This is a genomic window from Streptomyces akebiae (genome assembly GCF_019599145.1).
GTDB lineage: Bacteria > Actinomycetota > Actinomycetes > Streptomycetales > Streptomycetaceae > Streptomyces > Streptomyces akebiae.
In genome coordinates this window covers 5033306-5055863 of sequence record NZ_CP080647.1, presented here as the reverse complement: position 1 = coordinate 5055863, position 22558 = coordinate 5033306, and the positions used below count along the sequence as shown (strand labels likewise).

The 22558-nt window shown below is 71.4% G+C and carries 19 protein-coding genes; 13 read left to right on the top strand and 6 right to left on the bottom strand.

Annotated elements, in window-relative coordinates:
- The first annotated feature begins 69 nt into the window (after positions 1 to 69).
- Positions 70 to 1587 carry a 3-hydroxyacyl-CoA dehydrogenase gene (locus K1J60_RS21705; RefSeq protein WP_220647657.1) on the top strand — a complete coding sequence of 506 codons (1518 nt, stop codon included), beginning with the start codon at positions 70 to 72 and terminating at the stop codon, positions 1585 to 1587.
- The gene (locus K1J60_RS21700) at positions 1584 to 2174 is read left to right on the top strand and encodes a TetR/AcrR family transcriptional regulator (protein WP_220647656.1); all 591 of its coding nucleotides are present in this window, start codon (positions 1584 to 1586) and stop codon (positions 2172 to 2174) included. Before K1J60_RS21705 ends, K1J60_RS21700 begins: the two co-directional genes overlap by 4 nt.
- 38 nt (positions 2175 to 2212) lie before the next feature.
- Here the strand turns inward: K1J60_RS21700 and K1J60_RS21695 are convergent, their stop codons facing one another.
- On the bottom strand, positions 2213 to 2698 hold the full coding sequence (locus K1J60_RS21695; RefSeq protein ID WP_033530563.1) for an Lrp/AsnC family transcriptional regulator: 486 nt from the start codon (positions 2696 to 2698) through the stop codon (positions 2213 to 2215).
- 189 nt (positions 2699 to 2887) lie between these two features.
- On the opposite strand from K1J60_RS21695, the gene pdhA (K1J60_RS21690) reads away from it, so the two are divergent.
- The 6 genes from pdhA (K1J60_RS21690) (at position 2888) to K1J60_RS21665 (ending at position 10093) form a co-directional block, all read left to right on the top strand.
- Entirely contained in the window at positions 2888 to 4024 is a 1137-nt protein-coding gene (gene pdhA, locus K1J60_RS21690) for a pyruvate dehydrogenase (acetyl-transferring) E1 component subunit alpha (RefSeq protein WP_220647655.1), read from the top strand.
- Entirely contained in the window at positions 4021 to 5025 is a 1005-nt protein-coding gene (locus K1J60_RS21685; RefSeq protein WP_220647654.1) for an alpha-ketoacid dehydrogenase subunit beta, read from the top strand. Before pdhA (K1J60_RS21690) ends, K1J60_RS21685 begins: the two co-directional genes overlap by 4 nt.
- Positions 5025 to 6455, top strand: a complete 1431-nt coding sequence (locus K1J60_RS21680; protein WP_220647653.1) for a dihydrolipoamide acetyltransferase family protein — start codon at positions 5025 to 5027, stop codon at positions 6453 to 6455. The genes K1J60_RS21685 and K1J60_RS21680 overlap by 1 nt, the downstream gene beginning before the upstream one ends.
- 116 nt (positions 6456 to 6571) lie before the next feature.
- Entirely contained in the window at positions 6572 to 7537 is a 966-nt protein-coding gene (locus K1J60_RS21675) for an NTP transferase domain-containing protein (RefSeq protein WP_220647652.1), read from the top strand.
- Positions 7534 to 8889, top strand: a complete 1356-nt coding sequence (locus K1J60_RS21670) for a molybdopterin molybdotransferase MoeA (RefSeq protein WP_220647651.1) — start codon at positions 7534 to 7536, stop codon at positions 8887 to 8889. The genes K1J60_RS21675 and K1J60_RS21670 overlap by 4 nt, the downstream gene beginning before the upstream one ends.
- 112 nt (positions 8890 to 9001) lie before the next feature.
- The gene (locus K1J60_RS21665) at positions 9002 to 10093 is read left to right on the top strand and encodes a potassium channel family protein (RefSeq protein ID WP_220647650.1); all 1092 of its coding nucleotides are present in this window, start codon (positions 9002 to 9004) and stop codon (positions 10091 to 10093) included.
- An 84-nt stretch (positions 10094 to 10177) separates the two neighbouring features.
- On the opposite strand, the gene K1J60_RS21660 is transcribed toward K1J60_RS21665, so the two are convergent.
- Together K1J60_RS21660 and K1J60_RS21655 are read right to left on the bottom strand one after the other, a co-directional pair.
- Positions 10178 to 11026 carry an ABC transporter permease gene (locus K1J60_RS21660; RefSeq protein ID WP_220647649.1) on the bottom strand — a complete coding sequence of 283 codons (849 nt, stop codon included), beginning with the start codon at positions 11024 to 11026 and terminating at the stop codon, positions 10178 to 10180.
- Entirely contained in the window at positions 11023 to 12054 is a 1032-nt protein-coding gene (locus K1J60_RS21655; protein WP_220647648.1) for an ATP-binding cassette domain-containing protein, read from the bottom strand. Before K1J60_RS21655 ends, K1J60_RS21660 begins: the two co-directional genes overlap by 4 nt.
- A 622-nt stretch (positions 12055 to 12676) precedes the next feature.
- Here K1J60_RS21655 and K1J60_RS21650 point away from each other — a divergent pair.
- The gene (locus K1J60_RS21650) at positions 12677 to 13657 is read left to right on the top strand and encodes an NAD(P)H-quinone oxidoreductase (protein ID WP_220647647.1); all 981 of its coding nucleotides are present in this window, start codon (positions 12677 to 12679) and stop codon (positions 13655 to 13657) included.
- Positions 13658 to 13713: 56 nt separating this feature from the next.
- Here the strand turns inward: K1J60_RS21650 and K1J60_RS21645 are convergent, their stop codons facing one another.
- The gene (locus K1J60_RS21645) at positions 13714 to 14145 is read right to left on the bottom strand and encodes a hypothetical protein (RefSeq protein ID WP_220647646.1); all 432 of its coding nucleotides are present in this window, start codon (positions 14143 to 14145) and stop codon (positions 13714 to 13716) included.
- A 136-nt stretch (positions 14146 to 14281) separates the two neighbouring features.
- On the opposite strand from K1J60_RS21645, the gene K1J60_RS21640 reads away from it, so the two are divergent.
- A complete protein-coding gene (locus K1J60_RS21640; protein WP_033530552.1) occupies positions 14282 to 14827 on the top strand; it encodes a bacterial proteasome activator family protein in 546 nt (181 codons plus the stop codon).
- 88 nt (positions 14828 to 14915) lie between these two features.
- On the opposite strand, the gene K1J60_RS21635 is transcribed toward K1J60_RS21640, so the two are convergent.
- A complete protein-coding gene (locus K1J60_RS21635) occupies positions 14916 to 16571 on the bottom strand; it encodes a protein kinase domain-containing protein (RefSeq protein ID WP_220647645.1) in 1656 nt (551 codons plus the stop codon).
- A gap of 390 nt (positions 16572 to 16961) precedes the next feature.
- Here K1J60_RS21635 and K1J60_RS21630 point away from each other — a divergent pair, with 390 nt between their 5' ends.
- Positions 16962 to 18536: a protein kinase domain-containing protein gene (locus K1J60_RS21630; protein WP_220647644.1), complete on the top strand. Its 1575-nt coding sequence runs from the start codon at positions 16962 to 16964 to the stop codon at positions 18534 to 18536.
- 88 nt (positions 18537 to 18624) lie between these two features.
- Here K1J60_RS21630 and K1J60_RS21625 read toward each other — a convergent pair whose 3' ends face one another.
- Complete coding sequence (locus K1J60_RS21625) at positions 18625 to 19746, bottom strand: phosphotransferase (protein WP_259407854.1); 1122 nt, start codon at positions 19744 to 19746, stop codon at positions 18625 to 18627.
- A 551-nt stretch (positions 19747 to 20297) separates the two neighbouring features.
- On the opposite strand from K1J60_RS21625, the gene pdhA (K1J60_RS21620) reads away from it, so the two are divergent.
- Together pdhA (K1J60_RS21620) and K1J60_RS21615 are read left to right on the top strand one after the other, a co-directional pair.
- The gene (gene pdhA, locus K1J60_RS21620) at positions 20298 to 21524 is read left to right on the top strand and encodes a pyruvate dehydrogenase (acetyl-transferring) E1 component subunit alpha (RefSeq protein WP_220647643.1); all 1227 of its coding nucleotides are present in this window, start codon (positions 20298 to 20300) and stop codon (positions 21522 to 21524) included.
- 2 nt (positions 21525 to 21526) lie between these two features.
- On the top strand, positions 21527 to 22555 hold the full coding sequence (locus K1J60_RS21615) for an alpha-ketoacid dehydrogenase subunit beta (protein ID WP_398683269.1): 1029 nt from the start codon (positions 21527 to 21529) through the stop codon (positions 22553 to 22555).
- The last annotated feature ends 3 nt before the right edge of the window (positions 22556 to 22558 follow it).

The following is a 22558-nucleotide window of genomic DNA, read 5'->3' as shown; positions in this document are numbered from 1 at the left end:
CCGAACGATCGGTCGGGACAAGGGGGTCCGCCGCATCTGTGGACAACCCCGTGCGGGAGGATCGCGCACATGACAGCACTCGACCTCAGCAGCCCCGTGGCCGTCGTCGGCGCCGGCACCATGGGCCAGGGCATCGCCCAGGTCGCGTTGGCCGCCGGCCATCCCGTACAACTGTTCGACACCGTCCCCGGTCGTGCCCGGGAGGCCGCCGAGGCCATCGGTGCCCGGCTCGACCGGCTCGTGGCGAAGGCCCGCATGACCGGTGCGGACCGGGACTCCGCGCTCGCCCGGCTGCACGCCGTCGAGAGCCTCCCCGACCTCGCGGACTGCGGCCTCGTCGTCGAGGCGGTCCTGGAGCGGCTGGACGTCAAACAGGAGCTGTTCCGCGCGCTGGAGGACATCGTCGGCGAGGACTGCCTGCTCGCCACCAACACGTCCTCCCTGTCCGTCACGGCCATCGGCGGTGCCCTGCGCAACCCGGGCCGTTTCGTGGGCCTGCACTTCTTCAACCCCGCGCCGCTGCTGCCCCTCGTCGAGGTCGTCTCCGGCTTCGCCACCGACGTCACGTCGGCCACGCGCGCGTACGAGCTGGCGCGCGTCTGGGGCAAGACGCCGGTCGCCTGCGCGGACACCCCCGGTTTCATCGTCAACCGCATCGCACGGCCGTTCTACGCGGAGGCCTTCGCGGTCTACGAGTCGCAGGCGGCCGAGCCCGTCACCATCGACGCGATCCTGCGGGAGTGCGGCGGCTTCAGGATGGGCGCCTTCGAACTGACCGACCTCATCGGGCAGGACGTCAACGAGTCCGTCACCCACTCCGTCTGGCAGGCCTTCTTCCAGGACGTGCGGTTCACGCCCTCGCTGGCCCAGCGACGGCTCGTCGAGTCCGGTCGGCTCGGCCGCAAGACGGGGCGCGGCTGGTACGACCACGCCGAGGACGCCGAGCGGCCCGAGCCGCACACCGCCGAACCGGTGCCCGCGCCCGCGTACGTCGTCGTCGAGGGCGATCTCGGCCCCGCCTCCGACCTGCTCGCCCTGATCCGGGAGGCGGGCATCCCGGTCCGCGAGGACGAGGAGGACCACGGCACCCGGCTCGTCCTGCCGAGCGGCGGCCAGCTGGCCCTCGCCGACGGACAGACCTCCGTGGAGTTCCGGGACGTCGTCTACTTCGACCTGGCGCTCGACTACCGCAGGGCCACCCGGCTCGCGCTCTCCGCCTCCCAGGACACCTCGCCGCAGACCCTCACCGAGGCCATCGGCCTCTTCCAGGCGCTCGGCAAGGACGTCAGCGTCATCGGGGACGCCCCCGGCATGATCGTGGCCCGCACGGTGGCACGGATCATCGACCTCGCGCATGACGCCGTCGCCAAGGGCGTGGCCACCAAGGAGGACATCGACACGGCGATGCGCCTGGGCGTCAACTACCCTCTGGGGCCCTTCGAATGGAGCCGCAGGCTGGGCCGGAACTGGGCGTACGCCCTCCTGGACGATCTGCACCTGCGCGACCCGTCCGGGCGCTATGCGCCGTCCCTGGCCCTCTACCGCCACGCCTACGCCTCCGACAAGCGGGAGGGCACCTCCTCATGACCACCGCCAAGCGCGACACGTACACCCCGGAGACGCTGCTGTCCGTCGCCGTCCGGGTCTTCAACGAGCGCGGCTACGACGGCACTTCCATGGAGCACCTGTCCAAGGCGGCCGGTATCTCCAAGTCGTCGATATACCACCACGTCACCGGGAAGGAGGAGCTGCTGCGCCGGGCCGTCAGCCGGGCGCTGGACGGTCTCTTCGGGATCCTCGACGAGGAACCCGCGCGCGTGGGGCGGTCGGTGGAGCGCCTGGAGCACGTCGTCCGGCGCATGGTCGAGGTGCTCATGAACGAACTCCCCTACGTGACGCTGCTGCTGAGGGTGCGCGGCAACACGGACACCGAGCGCTGGGCGCTGGAGCGGCGCCGCGACTTCGACCACCGGGTCGCCGAACTGCTGAAGGCCGCGGCGGCCGACGGGGACGTCCGAGGCGACGTGGAGGTGCGCCTCGCGACACGGCTGGTCTTCGGGATGATCAACTCGATCGTGGAGTGGTACCGCCCGGACGGGCGGGGCATGGGCGAGCGGGAAGTGTCCGAAGCCGTGGCCCAGCTGGTCTTCACGGGGCTGCGCGGCCAGGGCTGAGCGCCCCCTCGCGCAGCGCGGGCGCCGCCCGGGGCCGCTCAGCCCTCCGGTTCCACGTCCTCCTCCTCGAACACCAGCAGTGTCCGGGTGCTGAGCACCTCCGGGATGGCCTGGAGCTTGGTGAGGACGACCTCGCGCAGGGCTCTGTTGTCCGAGGTGTGCACCAGGAGCAGGACGTCGTAGTCACCGCCCACCAGGGCGATGTGCGCGGCGCCGGAGAGCTGGCGCAGTTGGTCGCGGACCGTGCGCCAGGAGTTCTGCACGATCTTGAGGGTGATGTAGGCCGAGGTGCCCTTTCCGGCGCGCTCGTGGTTCACGCGCGCCCCGAAGCCGCGGATCACGCCGTCCTCGATGAGGCGGTTGATGCGCGCGTAGGCGTTGGCACGCGAGACGTGGACCCGTTCGGCGACGGACCGTATCGAGGCGCGGCCGTCGGACTGGAGCATGCGCAGGATGTCCTGATCTATGGCGTCCAGCGGTCGAGGGGGCGGCAGGGCCGGGCCGTGCTCCGGCGGCTCGGCCATTTGTTCAGGTGCCATGTGCCCCCGCCTCTCCATCATGGACGTACTGCGTTCATTTGAGGCTGTGCAGAACCGTTTGTCCACAGCCTCGGGTCCCCTGTAGCCAAAATGCGTCAACGACCGAACAATCGGTAGGTGAGACGCGTCACAACCGTGCCGCGTCCCTGAGCCACTCCCACGAGGAGGTGCCGTATGACGGTCATGGAGCAGCGGGGCGCGTACCGCCCGACACCGCCGCCCGCCTGGCAGCCCCGCACGGACCCCGCGCCGCTGCTGCCCGACGCCCTGCCGTACCGCGTGCTCGGCACGGACGCGGCCGCCGACGTCGACCCCGCGCTGCTGCGCCGGCTCTACGCCGAGCTGGTGCGCGGCCGTCGCTACAACACGCAGGCCACGGCCCTGACCAAGCAGGGCAGGCTCGCCGTCTACCCCTCCAGCACCGGCCAGGAGGCCTGCGAGGTCGCCGCCGCGCTCGTCCTCGAAGAGCGGGACTGGCTCTTCCCGAGCTACCGCGACACGCTCGCCGCCGTCGCCCGCGGCCTCGACCCCGTGCAGGCGCTCACCCTGCTGCGCGGCGACTGGCACACGGGCTACGACCCGCACGAGCACCGTGTCGCGCCCCTGTGCACCCCCCTCGCCACCCAGCTCCCGCACGCCGTGGGCCTCGCGCACGCCGCCCGCCTCAAAGGCGACGACGTGGTCGCGCTCGCCCTGGTCGGCGACGGCGGCACCAGCGAGGGCGACTTCCACGAGGCCCTCAATTTCGCCGCCGTCTGGCAGGCCCCGGTCGTCTTCCTCGTCCAGAACAACGGCTTCGCGATCTCCGTCCCGCTCGCCAAGCAGACCGCCGCCCCGTCGCTGGCCCACAAGGCCGTCGGCTACGGGATGCCGGGCCGTCTGGTCGACGGCAACGACGCGGCGGCCGTGCACCAGGTGCTCACGGAGGCCGTGGCCCACGCGCGCGCGGGCGGCGGGCCCACGCTGGTCGAGGCGGTGACGTACCGCATCGACGCCCACACCAACGCCGACGACGCCACCCGCTACCGGGGCGAGGGCGAGGTCGAGACCTGGCGTGCGCACGACCCGATCGCGCTCCTGGAGCACGAGCTGACCGAGCGCGGACTCCTCGACGAGGACGGCATCCGGGCCGCCCAGGAGGCCGCCGAGGCGATGGCCGCCGACCTGCGCGCGCGCATGAACCAGGACCCCGTGCTCGACCCCATGGACCTCTTCGCCCATGTGTACGCCGAACCGACCCCTCAACTGCGCGAACAGCAAGCCCTGCTGAAGGCCGAGCTGGCGGCGGAGGAAGAAGGGGCACACCGATGACCACCGTCGCGCTCAAGCCCGCCACCATGGCGCAGGCGCTCACCCGCGCCCTGCGCGACGCCATGACCGCCGACCCCACCGTGCACGTCATGGGAGAGGACGTCGGCACCCTCGGCGGAGTCTTCCGGGTCACCGACGGCCTCGCGAAGGAGTTCGGCGAGGACCGCGTCACCGACACCCCGCTCGCCGAGGCGGGCATCCTCGGCACGGCCGTCGGCATGGCCATGTACGGGCTGCGGCCCGTTGTGGAGATGCAGTTCGACGCGTTCGCCTACCCGGCGTTCGAGCAGCTCATCAGCCACGTCGCCCGCATGCGCAACCGCACGCGCGGCGCGATGCCGCTGCCGATCACCATCCGCGTCCCCTACGGCGGTGGCATCGGCGGCGTCGAGCACCACAGCGACTCCTCCGAGGCGTACTACATGGCGACCCCCGGCCTCCATGTCGTCACGCCCGCCACCGTCGCCGACGCCTACGGGCTGCTGCGCGCCGCCATCGCGTCCGACGACCCGGTCGTCTTCCTGGAACCCAAGCGCTTGTACTGGTCGAAGGACACCTGGAACCCCGAGGAACCGCAGGGCGTCGAGCCGATCGGCCGTGCGGTCGTGCGCCGTACCGGCCGCAGCGCCACGCTCATCACCTACGGCCCGTCCGTGCCCGTCTGCCTGGAGGCCGCCGAGGCGGCCACGGCCGAGGGCTGGGACCTCGAAGTCGTGGACCTGCGCTCCCTGGTGCCCTTCGACGACGAGACCGTCGCCGCGTCGGTACGGCGGACCGGCCGCGCGGTGGTCGTGCACGAGTCCGGCTCCTACGGCGGCCCGGGCGGCGAGATCGCGGCCCGCGTGACCGAGCGCTGCTTCCACCACCTGGAGGCGCCCGTGCTGCGCGTCGCCGGGTTCGACATCCCCTACCCGCCGCCGATGCTGGAACGGCACCATCTGCCCGGCGTCGACCGGATCCTGGACGCCGTGGGACGCCTGCAGTGGGAGGCGGAGAACTGATGGCACAGGTGCTGGAGTTCAAGCTGCCCGACCTCGGTGAGGGGCTGACCGAGGCCGAGATCGTCCGCTGGCTCGTCCAGGTCGGGGACGTCGTCGCGATCGACCAGCCCGTCGTCGAGGTCGAGACGGCCAAGGCCATGGTCGAGGTCCCCTGCCCCTACGGCGGCGTCGTCACCGCCCGCTTCGGCGAGGAGGGCACGGAACTGCCCGTCGGGGCACCGCTGTTGACGGTGGCGGTGGGAGCGCCGGTCGCCGACGGCTCCGCCGGGCCGACGGGCGCGGGCGCCGCCGACGCGCACGAGGGCTCCGGCAACGTGCTGGTCGGCTACGGCACCGGGGCGCCCCCGGCCCGCCGCAGGCGGGTGCGGCCGGGGGAGCCGGTCCGGGCCGCGGGTCCAGCGGCGCCGACGGTGGCGCTCGGCTCCGCCGAGACGGCCGCCGCCCCGGTCACCGCTCCTGAGCAGCCGCACGGGCCGGGGTCGGCCGCCTCCCCCGAGCGTCCGCTCGGGCCCGTGCCGGTCATCTCCCCGCTCGTCCGCCGTCTCGCCCGGGAGAACGGGCTCGACCTGCGGAAGCTGCGGGGCTCGGGGCCCGACGGCCTGATCCTTCGGGCGGATGTCGAGCACGCGCTGCGGGCCGCCACGGCTCCGGTCGAGGCGTCCCGGGCCGTGAGCGCACCGCCCGTCGCCGCTCCGGTTGCCGCTCCGGTCACGCGGTCCGCGCCCGCCGCCGGCACCTCGTCCGGCACCCGGGTCCCCCTCCGAGGCGTCCGCGGCGCCGTCGCCGACAAGCTCTCCCGCAGCCGGCGTGAGATCCCGGACGCGACCTGCTGGGTGGACGCCGACGCGACAGAGCTGATGAACGCTCGCACGGCCATGAACGCCGCCAGAGGCCCGAAGATCTCCCTCCTGGCGATGCTCGCCCGTATCTGCACCGCCGCGTTGGCCCGCTTCCCCGAACTCAACTCCATGGTCGACATGGAAGCCCGCGAGGTCGTCCGGCTGGAGCAGGTGCACCTCGGGTTCGCCGCGCAGACCGAACGAGGACTGGTCGTCCCCGTCGTGCGGGACGCGCACACCAGGAACGCGGAGTCGCTCGGCGCGGAGTTCGCCCGGCTGACCGAGGCGGCGCGCACCGGCACACTGACGCCCGCCCAGCTGACGGGCGGCACCTTCACGCTGAACAACTACGGAGTGTTCGGTGTCGACGGCTCGACGCCGATCATCAACCACCCCGAGGCCGCCATGCTCGGCGTCGGCCGCATCGTCCCCAAACCCTGGGTGCACGAGGGCGAGCTGGCGGTACGGCAGGTCGTGCAGCTCTCGCTCACCTTCGACCACCGGGTGTGCGACGGCGGCACGGCGGGCGGCTTCCTGCGGTACGTGGCGGACTGCGTCGAACAGCCGGCGGTGCTGTTGCGGACGCTCTGATCACCGCCTTCGTCCGTCGGACCCGGCCGCCGTGCGCCGTCGGGCCCGACCGGGCCGGCGGGAACGCGCGGCCTCCCCGCGTTCCCAGTGATCGTGAAGGCACGCATACTCGGAGGGTGACCGCGTACGAGCCGCCGGGCGGCCCCGGTACCGAGGTGTTCGACGCCGTCGTGCTCGCCGGCGGCGCCGCCCGGCGGCTCGGCGGCACGGACAAGCCCGCCGTGCGCGTCGGCGGACGGGCGCTGCTCGACCGCGTGCTGAACGCCTGCGCCGGGGCCGCGACGACCGTGGTCGTCGCCGATCCCCGGCCCACCGCGCGGCCCGTGCTGTGGGCCCGCGAGGAACCCCCCGGCGGCGGCCCCCTCGCCGCGCTGGGTGCCGGACTCCGGCACACCACCGCGCCGTACGTCGTCGTCCTCTCCGCAGATCTGCCGTTCCTGGACGAGGAGACGGTACGGCGGCTGCTCGACGCCCTCCTGGCCGCCCAGGGGCCCGCCGACGGCGTCCTGGTCACCGACCCCGACGGCCGTGACCAGCCGCTCGTGGCCGCCTACCGGGCCGAGACCCTCCGCCGAGAACTCGCGCGGCTCGCCGTCGAGCACGACGGCCTGACGGGCCTCCCCCTGCGGCGGTTGACCGCCGCACTGCGCCTCACCCGCATCACCGACCCTCTCGCGTCCTTCGACTGCGACACCTGGGACGACATCGCCGCCGCCCGCGCACGGATCAGGGAGCATGGCCACGTGTTGGATGAATGGATTTCCGCAGTCAAGGACGAGCTGGGGATCGACCTCGACGTCGACATCACCGAGCTGCTCGATCTCGCCCGTGACGCCGCCCACAGCGTGGCCCGGCCCGCCGCCCCGCTGACCACGTTCCTGATCGGCTACGCCGCCGCCAAGGCCGGAGGAGGCCCCGAGGCGGTCACCGAAGCCGCCCGCAAGGCCTCCGCCCTGGCCCTGCGCTGGGCCGACGAGGCCACTGTCGAGGCCGCCCCGGACGGCAAGGCCGAAGCCGCCCCGGACGCCACTCCCCACCCCGGGCCCGGCGCCGGCCAGGACACCGGCCCGGCCGCCGGATGACCGCCCAGGACGCCGAGGAACTCGACGTGGAGGAGGCGCTGGCCGTGGCCAACGACAGGCCCGTCCGGGGACCGGCTGAGCCGCGCTCCTCCCGCGAGACCTCCACGACCGGTCAGACCGGCGCGCACCGGGCCAAGGACGATTCCCACCACCGGGCCACTTCCTGGCCCGAGGCCCGGGCCGTCGCCGAACGTGCCGCCCGCTCGGCCGGACGCCGGGTGCCCGTGTCGGTCACCGTCGACCAGGCCCTCGGCCTCGTGCTCGCCGCCCCTCTCACCGCCCTCACCGACCTCCCCTCCTTCGACACCTCCGCGATGGACGGCTGGGCGGTCGCGGGTCCCGGCCCCTGGGCGGTGCGGGAGGACGGGGTGCTGGCGGGGCACGCCGAGCCCGTACGGCTCACGGACGGGGAGGCGGTCAGGATCGCCACCGGCGCCCGTATCCCGCCCGACACGACCGCCGTCCTGCGCAGCGAGCACGGCCGCACCGACGACAAGGGGCGGCTGCACCCGACCCGCGACCTCGCACACGGGCAGGACATCCGCCCACGAGGCCAGGAGTGCCGCAGCGGCGACCAACTGCTGCCGGTCGGTACGCAGATCACCCCGGCCTCGCTCGGGCTCGCGTCGGCCGCCGGGTACGACACGTTGAGCGTGCTCCCCCGCCCGCGCGTCGAACTGCTCGTCCTGGGCGACGAACTGCTCACCGAGGGGCTCCCGCGCGAGGGCTCGATCCGGGACGCCCTCGGCCCGATGCTGCCCTCCTGGCTCCGGGCACTCGGTGCCGAGATCACCGCCGTACGCCGCCTCGGTGACGACGCCGATGCCCTGTACCGGGCGGTGAAGAAGTCCTCCGCCGAGCTGATCGTCACCACGGGCGGCACGGCGTCCGGACCCGTCGACCATGTCCACCCCACCCTGCGTCGCGTCGGGGCCGAACTCCTCGTCGACGGGGTGAAGGTGCGCCCGGGGCACCCCATGTTGCTGGCCCGGGTCAAGCCGGATCAGCACCTCGTCGGGCTGCCCGGCAACCCGCTGGCCGCCGTCTCCGGGCTGTTCACGCTCGCCGAGCCGCTGCTGCGGACCCTGGCCGGGCGCGTCGCACCGGAGCCGTACACGATGCCGCTGCGGGAGGCGGTGCACGGGCACCCGCACGACACGCGGCTCGTCCCTGTCGCTCTGCGGGGTGACGACGCCCTGCCGCTGCACTACAACGGCCCCGCTATGCTCCGCGGCATCGCCACCGCCGATGCCCTTGCCGTCGTACCACCGGGCGGCGCTCGTTCCGGCCAGGAGTTGGAGCTGCTCGATCTGCCCTGGGCGACGGCGGGCATCCAGGTGTGTTTCACGTGAAACGTCGATATGGCTCACCAGCCGTGCGACCAGCGGTGTTTCACGTGAAACGAAGAGCCGTCGGGGGCGGAGTGCAGCCAGGGGATGTACGCCGAAACGGGGAGTGTTTCACGTGAAACTTCCGGGCCAGGACGCGATCGCCCGCAACGCGGACGAGCGTCACGTGACCCACCAGGTGAGACTGCCGAAGAGAGAGATCGAGCGGCCTATCCGTCAGGTCGGCAAGCGACTGGCGATGGCCATCTTCGTGCTCGTCGCCACCGCCTTCATCGTCTATGCCGACAGCGAGGGGTACAACGACAACTCCGACGGTTCCGTGGATCTGCTCGACGCGTTCTACTACGCCACCGTCACCCTCTCCACCACCGGATACGGCGACATCACCCCGGTCAGCGATGCTGCCCGGCTCACCAACATCTTCGTGATCACGCCGCTGCGTGTGTTGTTCCTGATCATCCTGGTCGGCACCACGCTGGAGGTTCTCACGGAGCGCACGCGCGAGGAATGGCGACTGAACCGCTGGAGGGCGGCCTTGAGGGAGCACACCGTTGTCGTCGGCTGGGGGACGAAAGGGCGGTCGGCGGTCCAGACCGTCTGCGCGACGGGCCTGAGGAAGGAGCAGGTCGTCGTGGTGGACCCCAGCTCGAAGGCCATCGAGGCGGCGACCTCAGAGGGATACACGGGGGTGATCGGGGACGCGACCCGCAGTGATGTGCTGCTGCGGGCGGAACTCCAGAAGGCGCGGCAGATCATCATCTCCACCGCGCGGGACGACACCGCCGTACTGGTCGCGCTGACCGCTCGCCAGCTCAACCGCGGCGCGAAGATCGTGGCTGCCGTCCGGGAAGAGGAGAACGCGCCGCTGCTGAAGCAGTCCGGGGCCGATGTCGTCATCACCAGCGCCAGTGCGGCCGGACGGCTCCTCGGGCTCTCCGTGCTCAGCCCCGCCGCCGGCATGGTGATGGAGGACCTCATCCAACAGGGCAGCGGGCTCGACATCGCCGAACGGCCGGTCATAAAGGCCGAGGTGGGGCGAGGCGTGCGGGAGACGGAGGACCTGGTGGTCAGCGTGCTGCGCGGACATCGGGTGCTCGGCTACGACGATCCGTCCATCGGCCGACTCCAGTTGACGGACCGGCTGATCACCATCGTCCGGGCCACCCCGAGCACGAAGATCACCCCCGAGACCAAGCATCTGCCATAGCGGGAGCGGGAGCGGGAGCGGACATGCGAAAAAGGGGTGGCCCCGGGGTTCGGCACCCCGGGCCGCCCCTTTTCGAGCGATCGCCTACTTGCGGTTGTACAGCCGCATCGTGATCGGTCCGAAGACCAGCACGAACAGGGCGGACCAGCCCAGCGTCCAGGCGATCTCCGCCGTCGGCCACTCGCCCGCCATCAACTCACGGACCGCCGAGGCCAGATGCGTGACCGGGCTGTTGTTGACGAAGGCCTGGAGCCAGCCCGGCATGGTGCTCGGATCGACGAAGACGTTGGACAGGAAGGTCAGCGGGAAGATCACCATCATGCTGACGCCCATCACGGACTTCTCGGTGCGCAGCATGAGGCCGAACATCGTCCAGATCCACGAGAACGCGAACGAGAAGACGATGAGCAGCGCGACCCCGGCGACCACACCGACCACTCCGCCGTCCGGGCGGTAGCCGAGGATCATGCCGACGGTGAGCATCACCACTGACGCGATCGCGTAGCGCAGGGCGTCGCCCAGCAGATAGCCGACCATCGTCGACGGCCGCCAGATCGGCAGCGAACGGAACCGGTCGAAGACACCCTTCTCGATGTCCGTGTTGACCGAGATCCCGGTGTACATCGTGATCATCACGACCGACATCACCAGGATGCCCGGCAGCAGGAACTGGATGTACTGCTCCGGGGAGCCGGCCAGCGCCCCGCCGAAGAGGTACGTGTACATCAGCACCATCATGATCGGGAAGGCGGTGACGTCGAAGAGCTGCTCCGGCACATGTTTGATCTTGAGCATGGCCCGCCAGCCGAAGGTCAGCGACGCCGACAGGGCGCTGGGCCGCGGCGGGCGTTCCTTGGTGATGAGCAGCGCGGTGAGCGACTCGGTGCTGACGGGGGCGAGTTCCTTGTTCTCGGTGGTGGTCGCCGTGCTCATGCCGCTGCCTCGTCCTTCGTCTCGGGGGCGTCGACGGCCTGCGTGGCCGTCGTCTTGGTGTCGTGTCCGGTGAGGGCGAGGAACACCTCGTCCAGGCTGGGCTGGCCCAGCGAGAAGTTGTCGACGGTGATACCGGTGCGGGCCAGCTCGGCGAGCGCCCGGGCGGCGGCCTCGGCGGCCCCCTGTCCGCCTGCGGATCCCGCGCCGACGCGCGCCGTCAGCGCCACCGGGTCCGGCTCGCGCTGCACGTCGGCGTCGAGGGCGAGACGCAGCACCTCCTCGGCCTGCGGCCGCTGGGCCGCGTCGCGCAGCCGCAGATGGACGGAACCGGCACCCACGGACGCCTTCAGCTCGCCCTTCGTGCCCTCCGCGATCACCTTGCCCTGGTCGATGACCGCGATCCGGGACGCCAGCTGGTCCGCCTCGTCCAGGTACTGCGTGGTCAGCAGCACGGTCGTGCCCTGGGCGACCACCGCCCGCACGATGTCCCACACCTGGTTGCGGCTGCGCGGGTCGAGGCCGGTCGTCGGCTCGTCCAGGAACAGCAGGTCAGGGGTGTTGAGGATGGACGCGGCGATGTCGATACGGCGCCGCATGCCGCCCGAGTAGTGCTTGACCTGCTTTCCGGCCGCCTCGCTCAGCCCGAACGCCTCCAACAGCTGCCCGGCGCGCTGCCGGGCCGTCCGTTTGTCGTGGCCGAGGAGCCGGGCGAGCAGCACCAGGTTCTCGGTGCCGGTGAGGTCCTCGTCCACGGAGGCGTACTGCCCGGTCAGACTGACCCGGCCGCGTACCTCGTCGGCCTCCCGGACGACGTCGTGTCCGAAGACGTGCGCCTGGCCGCCGTCGGGCCGCAGCAGGGTGGCGAGCATCTTCACCGTGGTGGTCTTGCCGGCGCCGTTCGGGCCGAGGACGCCGTAGACCGTGCCGGCGGGCACGGCCAGGTCGACGCCGTCGACGGCCCGGGTCTCGCCGAACGTCTTCACCAGACCGGCGGTTTCGATCGCGAGGCCGGACGTCTGTGCGCTCATGTTGAGATCCTTCCGCGTACGGGGCCCGTGTCCGGGGCTACGCAAGGGGAGACCGTAGGGACCGCCGGAACTCATCGGTCGCCGCGCGGGAAAACGCGGGAAACACGATTGCGTCGGCTGCTTCCGCGCCGGGGCGAAGCGCGTCGGCGAGAACCCGTGCGGCCGTGGGGTCTCCACGGTCTCTCCGATGGGGGGCGATCGCACCCCGATTTCGCCTGACGAAAACTGTGGTGACGCAGGCCGGGGGCGTGGGGCGCGCGGGAGGTGGCCCCGGACCGGCGAAATCCGGGGGCGCGGGGCCGGGACAGGACCGGGACGGGGCGTGCGACCTGGGACACCGGGTACGGCGTCAGTGTGCGGGGCCCCTGCTCCACCAGAGGATGGTTCAGGGCCTCCCCGTCGCCTCTGGCCGTACCCATATGGCCAGGTCGCGCAGGGAGCCGGCCTCCCGGGCCCGGACCACGCACGGGATGCGTGTCGCCGCCCCGGGGTCGAGAATGCCGGGGACCTGGGGGTACCTCCCACGCCCTTAAGGCAGTGGGGGAGCGCCCAAGACCGTTCGGGGCGTGCGGCTGAGCGGGCTCACTCACGCTCAGTCCACAGGATCGGTAGCGTCCCTCTCATGCATGCGATCACGATTCCCGAACCCGGTGGACCCGAGGCCCTGGTGTGGGACGAGGTCCCCGACCCGGTGCCCGGCGAGGGCGAAGTGCTCATCGAGGTGGCGGCGAGCGCCGTGAACCGCGCCGACCTGCTGCAGCGGCAGGGGTTCTACGACCCACCGCCCGGCGCCTCCCCCTACCCCGGCCTGGAGTGTTCCGGCCGCGTCGCGGAGATCGGGCCCGGTGTGGCCGGGTGGAGCGTCGGTGAAGAGGTGTGCGCGCTCCTCTCGGGCGGCGGCTACGCGGAGAAGGTCGTCGTCCCGGCCGGCCAGCTGCTGCCGGTCCCCACCGGCGTCGACCTCCGCCAGGCCGCCGCGTTGCCCGAGGTGACCTGCACGGTCTGGTCGAACGTCTTCATGATCGCCCACCTGCGTCCCGGTGAGACGCTCCTCGTGCACGGCGGCTCCAGCGGCATCGGCACGATGGCCATCCAGCTCGCCAAGGCCGTCGGCGCGAAGGTCGCCGTCACGGCGGGCACCCAGGAGAAGCTGGAGCAGTGCGCCGCCCTGGGCGCGGACATCCTGATCAACTACCGCGAGCAGGACTTCGTCGAGGAGGTCCGGGCGGCCACGGGCGGCAGGGGCGCGGACGTCGTCCTCGACAACATGGGCGCCAAGTACCTGGACCGCAACGTCCGGGTCCTGGCCGTCAACGGCCGCCTCGCGATCATCGGTATGCAGGGCGGTATCAAGGGCGAGCTGAACATCGGCGCCCTCCTCGCCAAGCGCGCCGCGATCAGCGCGACCTCGCTGCGCGCCCGGCCCCAGGAGGAGAAGACAACCATCGTCGCCGCCGTACGCGAACATGTCTGGCCCCTGATCGCCGGTGGCCATGTGCGCCCGGTCGTCGACCGCGAGATCCCCATGGACGACGCGGCCACGGCGCACCGGGTACTGGAGGAGAGCGGCCACGTGGGCAAGGTGCTCCTGGTGGTGCCGTAGGCGAGGCCGGGGGGGCCACGCGGGCCCACGGCTCCGCTCAGTGAGACGTCTCCGGTTCAGTCCCGCCGTATGCGTAGCCCCACGAAGGCCAGTCCGAGGCCCATGCCCAGCAGGATGAGGCCGCTGCCGAGGGCGAAAACCCGCAGTACGGGCTCCTCGACGGTCGCGGTGCCGTGACCGGGTGAGACGCCGGGGACGGGCAGGGCGGCGTTCTGGGACGGATCGGGGGCGCCGGTGGGGTCCGGGTGGTCCGGTCGGGGAGAGAGCTCTTCCGGGGACGTGGAGGCGTCCTCCTCCGGTTCCACGGGGCCGGCGTCCGCCCTGCCCGGCCTTTCCCGGCCCTCGCCCGCGCGGCTGCCGGCCCAGGAGGTCGCGGGGTCGGGCTCGGCCGCGTACACGGCCGGCACGGCCCCCGTCACCAGAACGACGAGCAGCCCCGCGACGAGAACCGGTCCCGTCGCGCGCACCGAACGAAGCCAGGTAGCCACGCCCTCAGCGTCACACGCCCTGGGCAACCCGGCATCCCGGCATCGACGCACCGCGAACGTGGCCACGTAAACGGTGGATCACCCTGCGTGGGGGGCACCAGGGTGGTGAGGTGTACGCGTGCGAGAGAATGGCGGCATGGAGATGCCGAGGAACGAACGGTCGCCCGAACAGCCCCAGATCCTGGTCGTGGGCCAGGACGGCATGGCCGTGGGCGGCGGCGGAGGCGACGAGGACTCCCGCGAGGTCCCGGTGACGGAGATGGTGGAACAACCGGCCAAGGTCATGCGCATCGGCAGCATGATCAAGCAGCTGCTCGAAGAGGTACGGGTCGCGCCCCTCGACGAGGCCAGCCGGGCCCGGCTGAAGGAGATCCACGCCAGCTCGGTCAAGGAACTGGAGGACGGCCTGGCGCCGGAGCTGGTGGAGGAGTTGGAGCGTCTCTCCCTGCCCTTCACCGACGAGGTGATCCCGAGCGACGCGGAACTGCGAGTCGCTCAGGCCCAGTTGGTCGGCTGGCTCGAAGGCCTCTTCCACGGGATCCAGACGACGCTGTTCGCGCAGCAGATGGCCGCCCGGGCGCAGTTGGAGCAGATGCGCCGCGCACTGCCGCCGGGCGTCGGCGGCCACGAGGGCGACGACGACCCGCGCACGGTCGGCCGCTCGGGCGGCCCGTACCTCTAGCCTCCGCGCAGTCTTCCGGCGAAACCCCCCACCACGTACGCAAAGGGCCCGGCACACCGAGTGCCGGGCCCTTCCTACGTCTGCGGCGTCAGGACGGGTTACCCGTCGAGACCTTGAGGATGACCGAGGGCATGTCCTTGGGGTCGACGTCGTCGGAGGCCGCCGGGTACTGCTCCATGACCGTGCCCTCGCCGTACGTGTTCTCGTCGACCTTCTGGACGTCGTACTGCCAGCCGGCCGCCTGGAAGCACTTCTTCACCGAGTCGATGTTCTTGAAGGTGAAGTCCGGGAGCTCGATCTTGTCGGGGTCGTTGTACGACTCCACGGGCTCCGTGCACTCGGTCGAGTCGATGACCTTCGACGTGTCCGGCCCCTTGTGCCCCTCGACCACGGTCGGGGAGGAGGACGCGGTCGCGCCGTCGTCGCCGCCCTCGGCCTCACTGCCCGAGTTCAGGCTGAGCGCCACGATCAGACCGCCGATCGCGAGGACCGACACGGCGATCGCGCCCACGATGACGCCCTTGTTGCTCTTCCCGCCCCCGGAACGCCCCGCCGACATGGAGGACTGCTGGGGTGCGATGTTGTACGGCGGAGGGGTGGCCGAGCCCTGCTGCGGCGAGTACGCGGCGGTCTGCGGCGGCGTCTGGTAGCCACCCTGCTGCGGGTAGCCGTAGGACGGGGCGGGCGTCGGAGTCGGGGCGGGGGTCGGCGGACCGTAACCCCCCGTCGAGGGCGGCTGGTAAGGCGTCTGGACGCTGCCCGACTGCGGTGCGCCCGTGTGGTCGATCGGCGGGAAGACCGCCGAGGAGACCCCCGCGCCGCTCGCCGTCTGCACGCCCGGCACGATGCTCGGCGCGACGGGCTGGAGGGAGGCGGCGACCCGCAGGCACTCGTCCCGCATCGCCTCCGCGCTCGGGAACCGCTCGTTCGGGTTCTTCTTCAGCGCGCGGGCGATGATGGCGTCGACGGCCGGCGGCAGGGAACGGTTGACCGAGGAGGGAGCGACCGGCTCCTCCTGGACGTGCGCGTACGCGATGGCCAGCGGTGAGTCCGCCTCGAACGGCAGCCGTCCGGTGGTCAGCTGGAAGAGCATGATGCCGACCGAGTACAGGTCGGAGCGGGCGTCCACGCCCCGGCCGAGGGCCTGCTCGGGCGAGAGGTACTGCGGGGTGCCGACGACCATGCCGGTCTGTGTCATCGACGTGACACCGGACTGCATGGCGCGGGCGATGCCGAAGTCCATGACCTTCACGACGTTGCGCTTGGTCATCATCACGTTGCCCGGCTTGATGTCCCGGTGGACCAGGCCCATCTCGTGGCTGATCTCCAGCGCCGCCAGCACGTCCGCGGTGATCTTCAGTGCCTTGTCGGAGGGCATGGCGCCCAGCTGGGCGACGTCCGCGTCGAGCACCGAACCGAGCGGCTTGCCCTCGATGTACTCCATGACGATGTACGGCGTCGTCAAGCCGTCCAGATCGTCCTCGCCGGTGTCGAAGACCGACACGATGTTCGTGTGGGTGAGCTTCGCCACGGCCTGCGCCTCACGGCGGAAGCGCTCACGGAAGGCCTGTTCGCGGCCGAGGTCGGTGTGGAGTGTCTTGATAGCGACCTGCCGGTCGAGCACCGAGTCGTACGCGAGGTGGACGGAGGCCATGCCGCCCTCGCCGAGCAGGTCACGCAGTTGGTACCGGCCACCGGCTAGCGACCGCCCCGCGTACCGGCCCTGTGCGGCGTCCTGGCTCATCTTCCTGCGTCCCCCATCGGCGCGCGCGAAAGCAGCTGGCGTGGCTCCCGCGATCGGTGATCCCTGATGATTCCGGTGATCCTTTGTGCTATTCCCGGCCAAGTCTGCCCCAGGGCACTGACACGTCAAGCGCGGTGCCCGATCCGTGACCGTACGCGAAAGAAGCGTCGCGGAAGCGTTACAGGGGGCGTGCGCCCGGTACACAGAACTTGCACGAGTGCGCGCGCTGCGGGTTTCATGGCCGATCAACCTTTGAATCCACCTTGAATCCGTCGTGAACCCGTCGCGCATCCAACCCGGACCGGCCACTTGCGTGAAGGCTGTAGCGTGGCCGACGGAGACCGTAACAAGTACCGCGCGGACCGCGGGCAGAAACGACGGCGAGGACTGATGGCACAGCAGCAGCGCTCTCAGGGCCCGTCCGACCCCGAGGCGACTGGCGGCGGCATGTCGGACGCGCCGGAGTTGTGGGGCAACGGCGGGCTCGTAGGCGACGGCCGGTACCGGATGACCCACAGACTCGGCCGGGGCGGTATGGCCGAGGTGTTCGCGGCCGAGGACGTACGTCTCGGCCGGACGGTCGCGGTCAAACTGCTCCGTTCCGACCTCGCCGAGGACCCCGTGTCCAAGGCCCGCTTCACGCGTGAGGCCCAGGCCGTGGCCGGCCTCAACCACCACTCGATCGTGGCGGTCTACGACTCCGGCGAGGACGTCGTGAACGGCACCCCCGTGCCGTACATCGTCATGGAACTGGTCGAGGGCCGCACCATTCGGGACCTGCTGATCAACGCCGAGGCCCCCGGCCCCGAGCAGGCGCTGATCATCGTCTCCGGTGTGCTGGAGGCGCTGGCGTACTCGCACCAGCACGGCATCGTGCACCGTGACATCAAGCCGGCGAACGTCATCATCACCACCAACGGCGCGGTGAAGGTGATGGACTTCGGCATCGCCCGCGCCCTGCACGGCGCGTCGACGACGATGACGCAGACCGGCATGGTCATGGGCACGCCCCAGTACCTCTCCCCGGAGCAGGCGCTCGGCAAGGCCGTCGACCACCGCTCCGACCTGTACGCCACGGGCTGTCTGCTCTACGAACTCCTGGCGCTCAGGCCGCCGTTCATCGGCGAGACCCCGCTGTCGGTGGTCTACCAGCACGTCCAGGACATCCCGGTGCCGCCGTCCGAGACCTCGGAGGGTGCGGCGCCGCCGGAGCTCGACGGCCTGGTCATGCGCTCCCTCGCCAAGGACCCGGACGACCGGTTCCAGACGGCCGAGGAGATGCGCGGCCTCGTCCAGTACGGCCTGCAGATGCTGTACGACCAGGGCGGCCACACCGGCACCTGGAACACCGGGCCCGTCACCATGCACGAGGGCCGCCACACGCCGCCGGGCGGTATGTCCGGTACGACCGTCATGCCGCACCCGGGGGAATCGGGCACCTCGCAGATTCCGCAGCCGATCCTGCCGGGGTACGGCGGCGGTGGCCGGGACGACGGCGGCTTCGAGGGGAGCGGCAACCGGGGCAGCGGCCGCGGCAAGCTGTGGATCCTCGCCGTCCTCGCGGTGATCGCCATCGCGGCGGGTGTCGCCCTGGCGCTGAACAACAACGGCGACACCGGTGGCGGCGACACCGACACCACGAAGTCTCCGACGGCCACGACGTCCAGCAAGGACAAGGACCCCAGCGAGTCGCCCAGCGAGGAGGCGACCGAGGAGCCCACGGACGACAGCACCGACTCCGACAACGGCGGCGGCTACACGCCGCCGTACACGGAGGCGCCGAGCGTCACCCAGTCGCCGACGCAGACCCAGCCGTCGGAGGAGCCGACGACCGACGAGCCGACGACCGACGAGCCGACGACCGACGAGCCCACGGAGGAGCCGACCGAGGAGCCGACCGACGACAGCAGCGGCGGCGGGGACGCGGGCGGCCTGCCGGGCGGCATCGGCGGCGAAGAGGGCTGAGCGCGGTGGAGGGAGCCATCCGGGCGGGCCCCGCCCGGTGTGCCCCGCTCCGCCGTGAAGCGGGCTCGGCGTCGGCTCCACGAACGCCTCACTCCACGAACGCCTCACGCACCGCGTCGTACTCCCGTGTCCACCACACCACCAGCGCCGAGGCCGCGGGGAACTGCGGGTCGGCGCGGGTGTCACCGCGTTCGTAGCGCCAGCGCAGCATCCAGAAGTCGTTGAGCCGCTCCCACCACACGCGGTGCACGGCCGCCGCGAGCTCGGCCGGGGCGGCGCCCGCGGAGCGCCGGTACGCGCGCGCGTAGGAGCGCACTTTCGCCAGGTCCAGGGCGCCGACGGGACGTACGAAGAAGATCACCGCCGCCCGGACCGCCTCCTCCGCGCGCGGCTGCACACCGAGCCGGTCCCAGTCGAGGATCGCGGCCGGCACATCCGGGACGTCGTCCCGGTAGAGCACGTTGAAGGGGTGGAAGTCGCCGTGCACCCACCCCACCGAGCCACCCCTCGGCGGCCGCCGGTCCGCGTGGCGTTCCAGCAGTCGCCGCCGCTCCAGCAGTCGATGCCGGGCCAGCGCGTCGAAGGGGTCGGCCGGGCGGTGACGGCGCACCCGGTCGAGCAGTTCGTCCATGAGGGCGAAGGTGCCGACGGGATCGGCGCTCTCGGTCCCGACCGGCCCGGAGCATCCGGATGCCCCCAGAGGCTTTCGCGTCTCCCGGGCCCGTCGTTGCGCCGGGATCAGCCGCTTCCGTACGGGTGTGGCCGTCTCCTGCGTCGGCATCACCTGCTCCAGGCAGGCGTGCACGACGCCCAGCAGCGCCCCCAGACGGGCGCACTGCCCGAGAGTGAGCTGGCCGCCGTGCCGGTGGCGCCCTTCGATCCACGGGTGCAGGGCGTAGGCGTGGCCGGCGACGACCGCCACCGTGCCGCCGTCCCGTCCGGTCAGCGGCGGGGCGACGGGAACGCCCAGGTCGGCGAGGCGCAGGGTGGCCCGGTGCTGGCGCACGATCGCGGCCGGGTCGGCGGTCTCGGGGTCGAAGTGGTGCTTGAGGAAGTACCGCCCCCGGGTGGTGCGAAGTCGGTAGCCGCGATTGAGGAGCCCCTCGTCGACGGGTTCGCAGGCCAGTACGGACCCGGCGGCGTACTGCTCCAGCAGGGGGCCCAGAGGGGGCGTGTGGAGCACGGGGGGTGGTACAGATGAGCGCGGCACGCGCCAGATGTTAGGGCACACGCCGCGCCGCTGACCTCACGCTTGTCACACACAGTCGTTACTGATCACAGGGTGCATAGATCCGAACTGTGGCTCGACGCGCAGACATGCGAGCCGGCCGGTCGCCGTGCCGGAGGCGGAGCGGGGTGATCCCGTCGGCTGCACGGATGGAGCAACTTGCGCCACCGATCTCGCGGCCCGCCCCCGGCGAACTCTTCCCGTGGCCGGGGTGGCCGGGATAACGTGCCGGTGTTCCGGCCCCCTTGCCAGGCTGTAGCCAGTGCTGTGACCAGCAACTGTTCCCGACAGACGCGAACTACTTGGACCCCCTAGTACCGAATTAGTTGGAAATCCAAGGAAAATCGCAGGTCAGTAGGGGTTTCACAGGAATGTGGCGCACTGGGTAACGTGCCTTGTGCAGGGCGCTCGCCGGGGCACCTGTCACGTCTGTTCCCGGCCAAGGGCACCCACCCCGTGCACGGGCACCGGGATCAGGCGAGCCGTACTGGTCACCCGGCAACCCCGGGGGCCGGACCGACGGAGGAGCACACGTGACCGTGGAGAGCACTGCCGCGCGCAAGCCGCGACGCAGCGCCGCAGGCAAGACCGGCACCACCGGCAGCAAGGCGGCCGGCACCACCGGCACCAGGCGCGCCACTGCCAAGAAGCCGACCGACGCCCAGCCCGAACTCGTTCAGCTGCTGACGCCCGAGGGCAAACGCGTGAGGAACGCGGAAACCGCGGCGTACGACCCGTTCGTCGCGGACATCACCGCCGACGAGCTGCGCGGCCTGTACCGCGACATGGTGCTGACCCGTCGTTTCGACGCCGAGGCCACGTCCCTGCAGCGCCAGGGCGAGCTGGGCCTGTGGGCCTCGCTGCTCGGCCAGGAGGCCGCCCAGATCGGCTCCGGGCGGGCCACGCGCGAGGACGACTACGTCTTCCCGACCTACCGCGAGCACGGCGTCGCCTGGTGCCGCGGGGTCGACCCGACCAATCTGCTCGGCATGTTCCGCGGTGTGAACAACGGCGGCTGGGACCCGAACAGCAACAACTTCCACCTCTACACGATCGTCATCGGCTCCCAGACGCTGCACGCCACGGGTTACGCCATGGGCATCGCCAAGGACGGCGCCGACTCGGCGGTCATCGCCTACTTCGGTGACGGCGCCTCCAGCCAGGGCGACGTCGCCGAGGCGTTCACCTTCTCCGCGGTCTACAACGCGCCGGTCGTGTTCTTCTGCCAGAACAACCAGTGGGCCATCTCGGAACCCACGGAGAAGCAGACCCGCGTCCCGCTGTACCAGCGCGCCCAGGGCTTCGGCTTCCCGGGCGTCCGCGTCGACGGCAACGACGTCCTCGCCTGCCTCGCCGTCACCAAGTGGGCGCTGGAGCGCGCCCGCCGGGGCGAGGGCCCCACCCTGGTCGAGGCGTACACGTACCGCATGGGCGCCCACACCACCTCCGACGACCCCACCCGCTACCGCCACGACGACGAGCGGGTGGCCTGGGAGGCCAAGGACCCGATCGCGCGTCTGCGCAGTTACCTCGAGTCCGAAACGGACACGAACGAGGGATTCTTCGCGGAACTCGAAGCGGAGAGCGAGGCGTTGGGAAGGCGAGTGCGCGAAGTGGTGCGTGCCATGCCCGACCCGGACCACTTCGCCATCTTCGAGAACGCGTACGCGGACGGACACGCGCTCGTGGACGAGGAGCGCGCCCAGTTCGCGGCGTACCAGGCGTCGTTCGCCGATGTGGACGAAGAGGAGGGCAAGTAGCGATGACCACGCAGACAGCCGCACAGACGGCAGGAGAGAGCGCCGGGCGATCCGCCGTGAAGAACATGGCGATCGCCAAGGCGATCAACGAATCGCTGCGCAAGGCCCTCGAAGCCGACCCCAAGGTCCTCGTCATGGGCGAGGACGTCGGCAAGCTCGGCGGCGTGTTCCGGGTGACGGACGGCCTTCAGAAGGACTTCGGCGAGGACCGGGTGATCGACACCCCGCTTGCCGAGTCCGGCATCGTCGGCACCGCCATCGGCCTGGCCCTGAGGGGCTACCGCCCGGTGGTGGAGATCCAGTTCGACGGCTTCGTCTTTCCCGCGTACGACCAGATCGTCACCCAGCTCGCCAAGATGCACGCGCGCTCGCTGGGCAAGGTCAAGCTCCCCGTCGTCGTCCGCATCCCCTACGGCGGCGGCATCGGCGCGGTCGAGCACCACTCCGAGTCCCCGGAGGCGCTGTTCGCGCACGTGGCGGGCCTGAAGGTGGTCTCGCCGTCGAACGCGTCTGACGCCTACTGGATGATGCAGCAGGCCATCCAGAGCGACGACCCGGTGATCTTCTTCGAGCCCAAGCGGCGCTACTGGGACAAGGCCGAGGTCAACCCCGAGGCGATCCCCGGCCCGCTGCACAAGGCCCGCGTCGTCCGCGAGGGCACGGACCTCACGCTCGCCGCGTACGGCCCGATGGTGAAGCTCTGCCAGGAGGTCGCCGACGCGGCGGCCGAGGAGGGCAGGGCCCTGGAGGTCCTGGACCTGCGGTCGGTCTCCCCGCTGGACTTCGACTCCATCCAGGCCTCGGTGGAGCGGACGCGCCGCCTGATCGTGGTCCACGAGGCCCCCGTCTTCTTCGGCTCGGGCGCGGAGATCGCCGCCCGCATCACCGAGCGGTGCTTCTACCACCTGGAGGCCCCCGTCCTCCGCGTCGGCGGATACCACGCCCCCTATCCGCCGGCCCGGCTGGAGGAGGAGTACCTGCCGAATCTGGACCGGGTGCTCGACGCCGTCGACCGCTCACTGGCGTTCTGAGGG

Bases quoted from the DNA above. Each gene is read 5' to 3' on its own strand.
- K1J60_RS21705 (WP_220647657.1), top strand. From the start codon at position 70: ATGACAGCACTCGACCTCAGCAGCCCCGTGGCCGTCGTCGGCGCCGGC.
- K1J60_RS21700 (WP_220647656.1), top strand. From the start codon at position 1,584: ATGACCACCGCCAAGCGCGACACGTACACCCCGGAGACGCTGCTGTCC.
- K1J60_RS21695 (WP_033530563.1), bottom strand. From the start codon at position 2,698: ATGGCCGAGCCGCCGGAGCACGGCCCGGCCCTGCCGCCCCCTCGACCG.
- pdhA (WP_220647655.1), top strand. From the start codon at position 2,888: ATGACGGTCATGGAGCAGCGGGGCGCGTACCGCCCGACACCGCCGCCC.
- K1J60_RS21685 (WP_220647654.1), top strand. From the start codon at position 4,021: ATGACCACCGTCGCGCTCAAGCCCGCCACCATGGCGCAGGCGCTCACC.
- K1J60_RS21680 (WP_220647653.1), top strand. From the start codon at position 5,025: ATGGCACAGGTGCTGGAGTTCAAGCTGCCCGACCTCGGTGAGGGGCTG.
- K1J60_RS21670 (WP_220647651.1), top strand. From the start codon at position 7,534: ATGACCGCCCAGGACGCCGAGGAACTCGACGTGGAGGAGGCGCTGGCC.
- K1J60_RS21660 (WP_220647649.1), bottom strand. From the start codon at position 11,026: ATGAGCACGGCGACCACCACCGAGAACAAGGAACTCGCCCCCGTCAGC.
- K1J60_RS21655 (WP_220647648.1), bottom strand. From the start codon at position 12,054: ATGAGCGCACAGACGTCCGGCCTCGCGATCGAAACCGCCGGTCTGGTG.
- K1J60_RS21650 (WP_220647647.1), top strand. From the start codon at position 12,677: ATGCATGCGATCACGATTCCCGAACCCGGTGGACCCGAGGCCCTGGTG.
- K1J60_RS21640 (WP_033530552.1), top strand. From the start codon at position 14,282: ATGGAGATGCCGAGGAACGAACGGTCGCCCGAACAGCCCCAGATCCTG.
- K1J60_RS21635 (WP_220647645.1), bottom strand. From the start codon at position 16,571: ATGAGCCAGGACGCCGCACAGGGCCGGTACGCGGGGCGGTCGCTAGCC.
- K1J60_RS21630 (WP_220647644.1), top strand. From the start codon at position 16,962: ATGGCACAGCAGCAGCGCTCTCAGGGCCCGTCCGACCCCGAGGCGACT.
- K1J60_RS21615 (WP_398683269.1), top strand. From the start codon at position 21,527: ATGACCACGCAGACAGCCGCACAGACGGCAGGAGAGAGCGCCGGGCGA.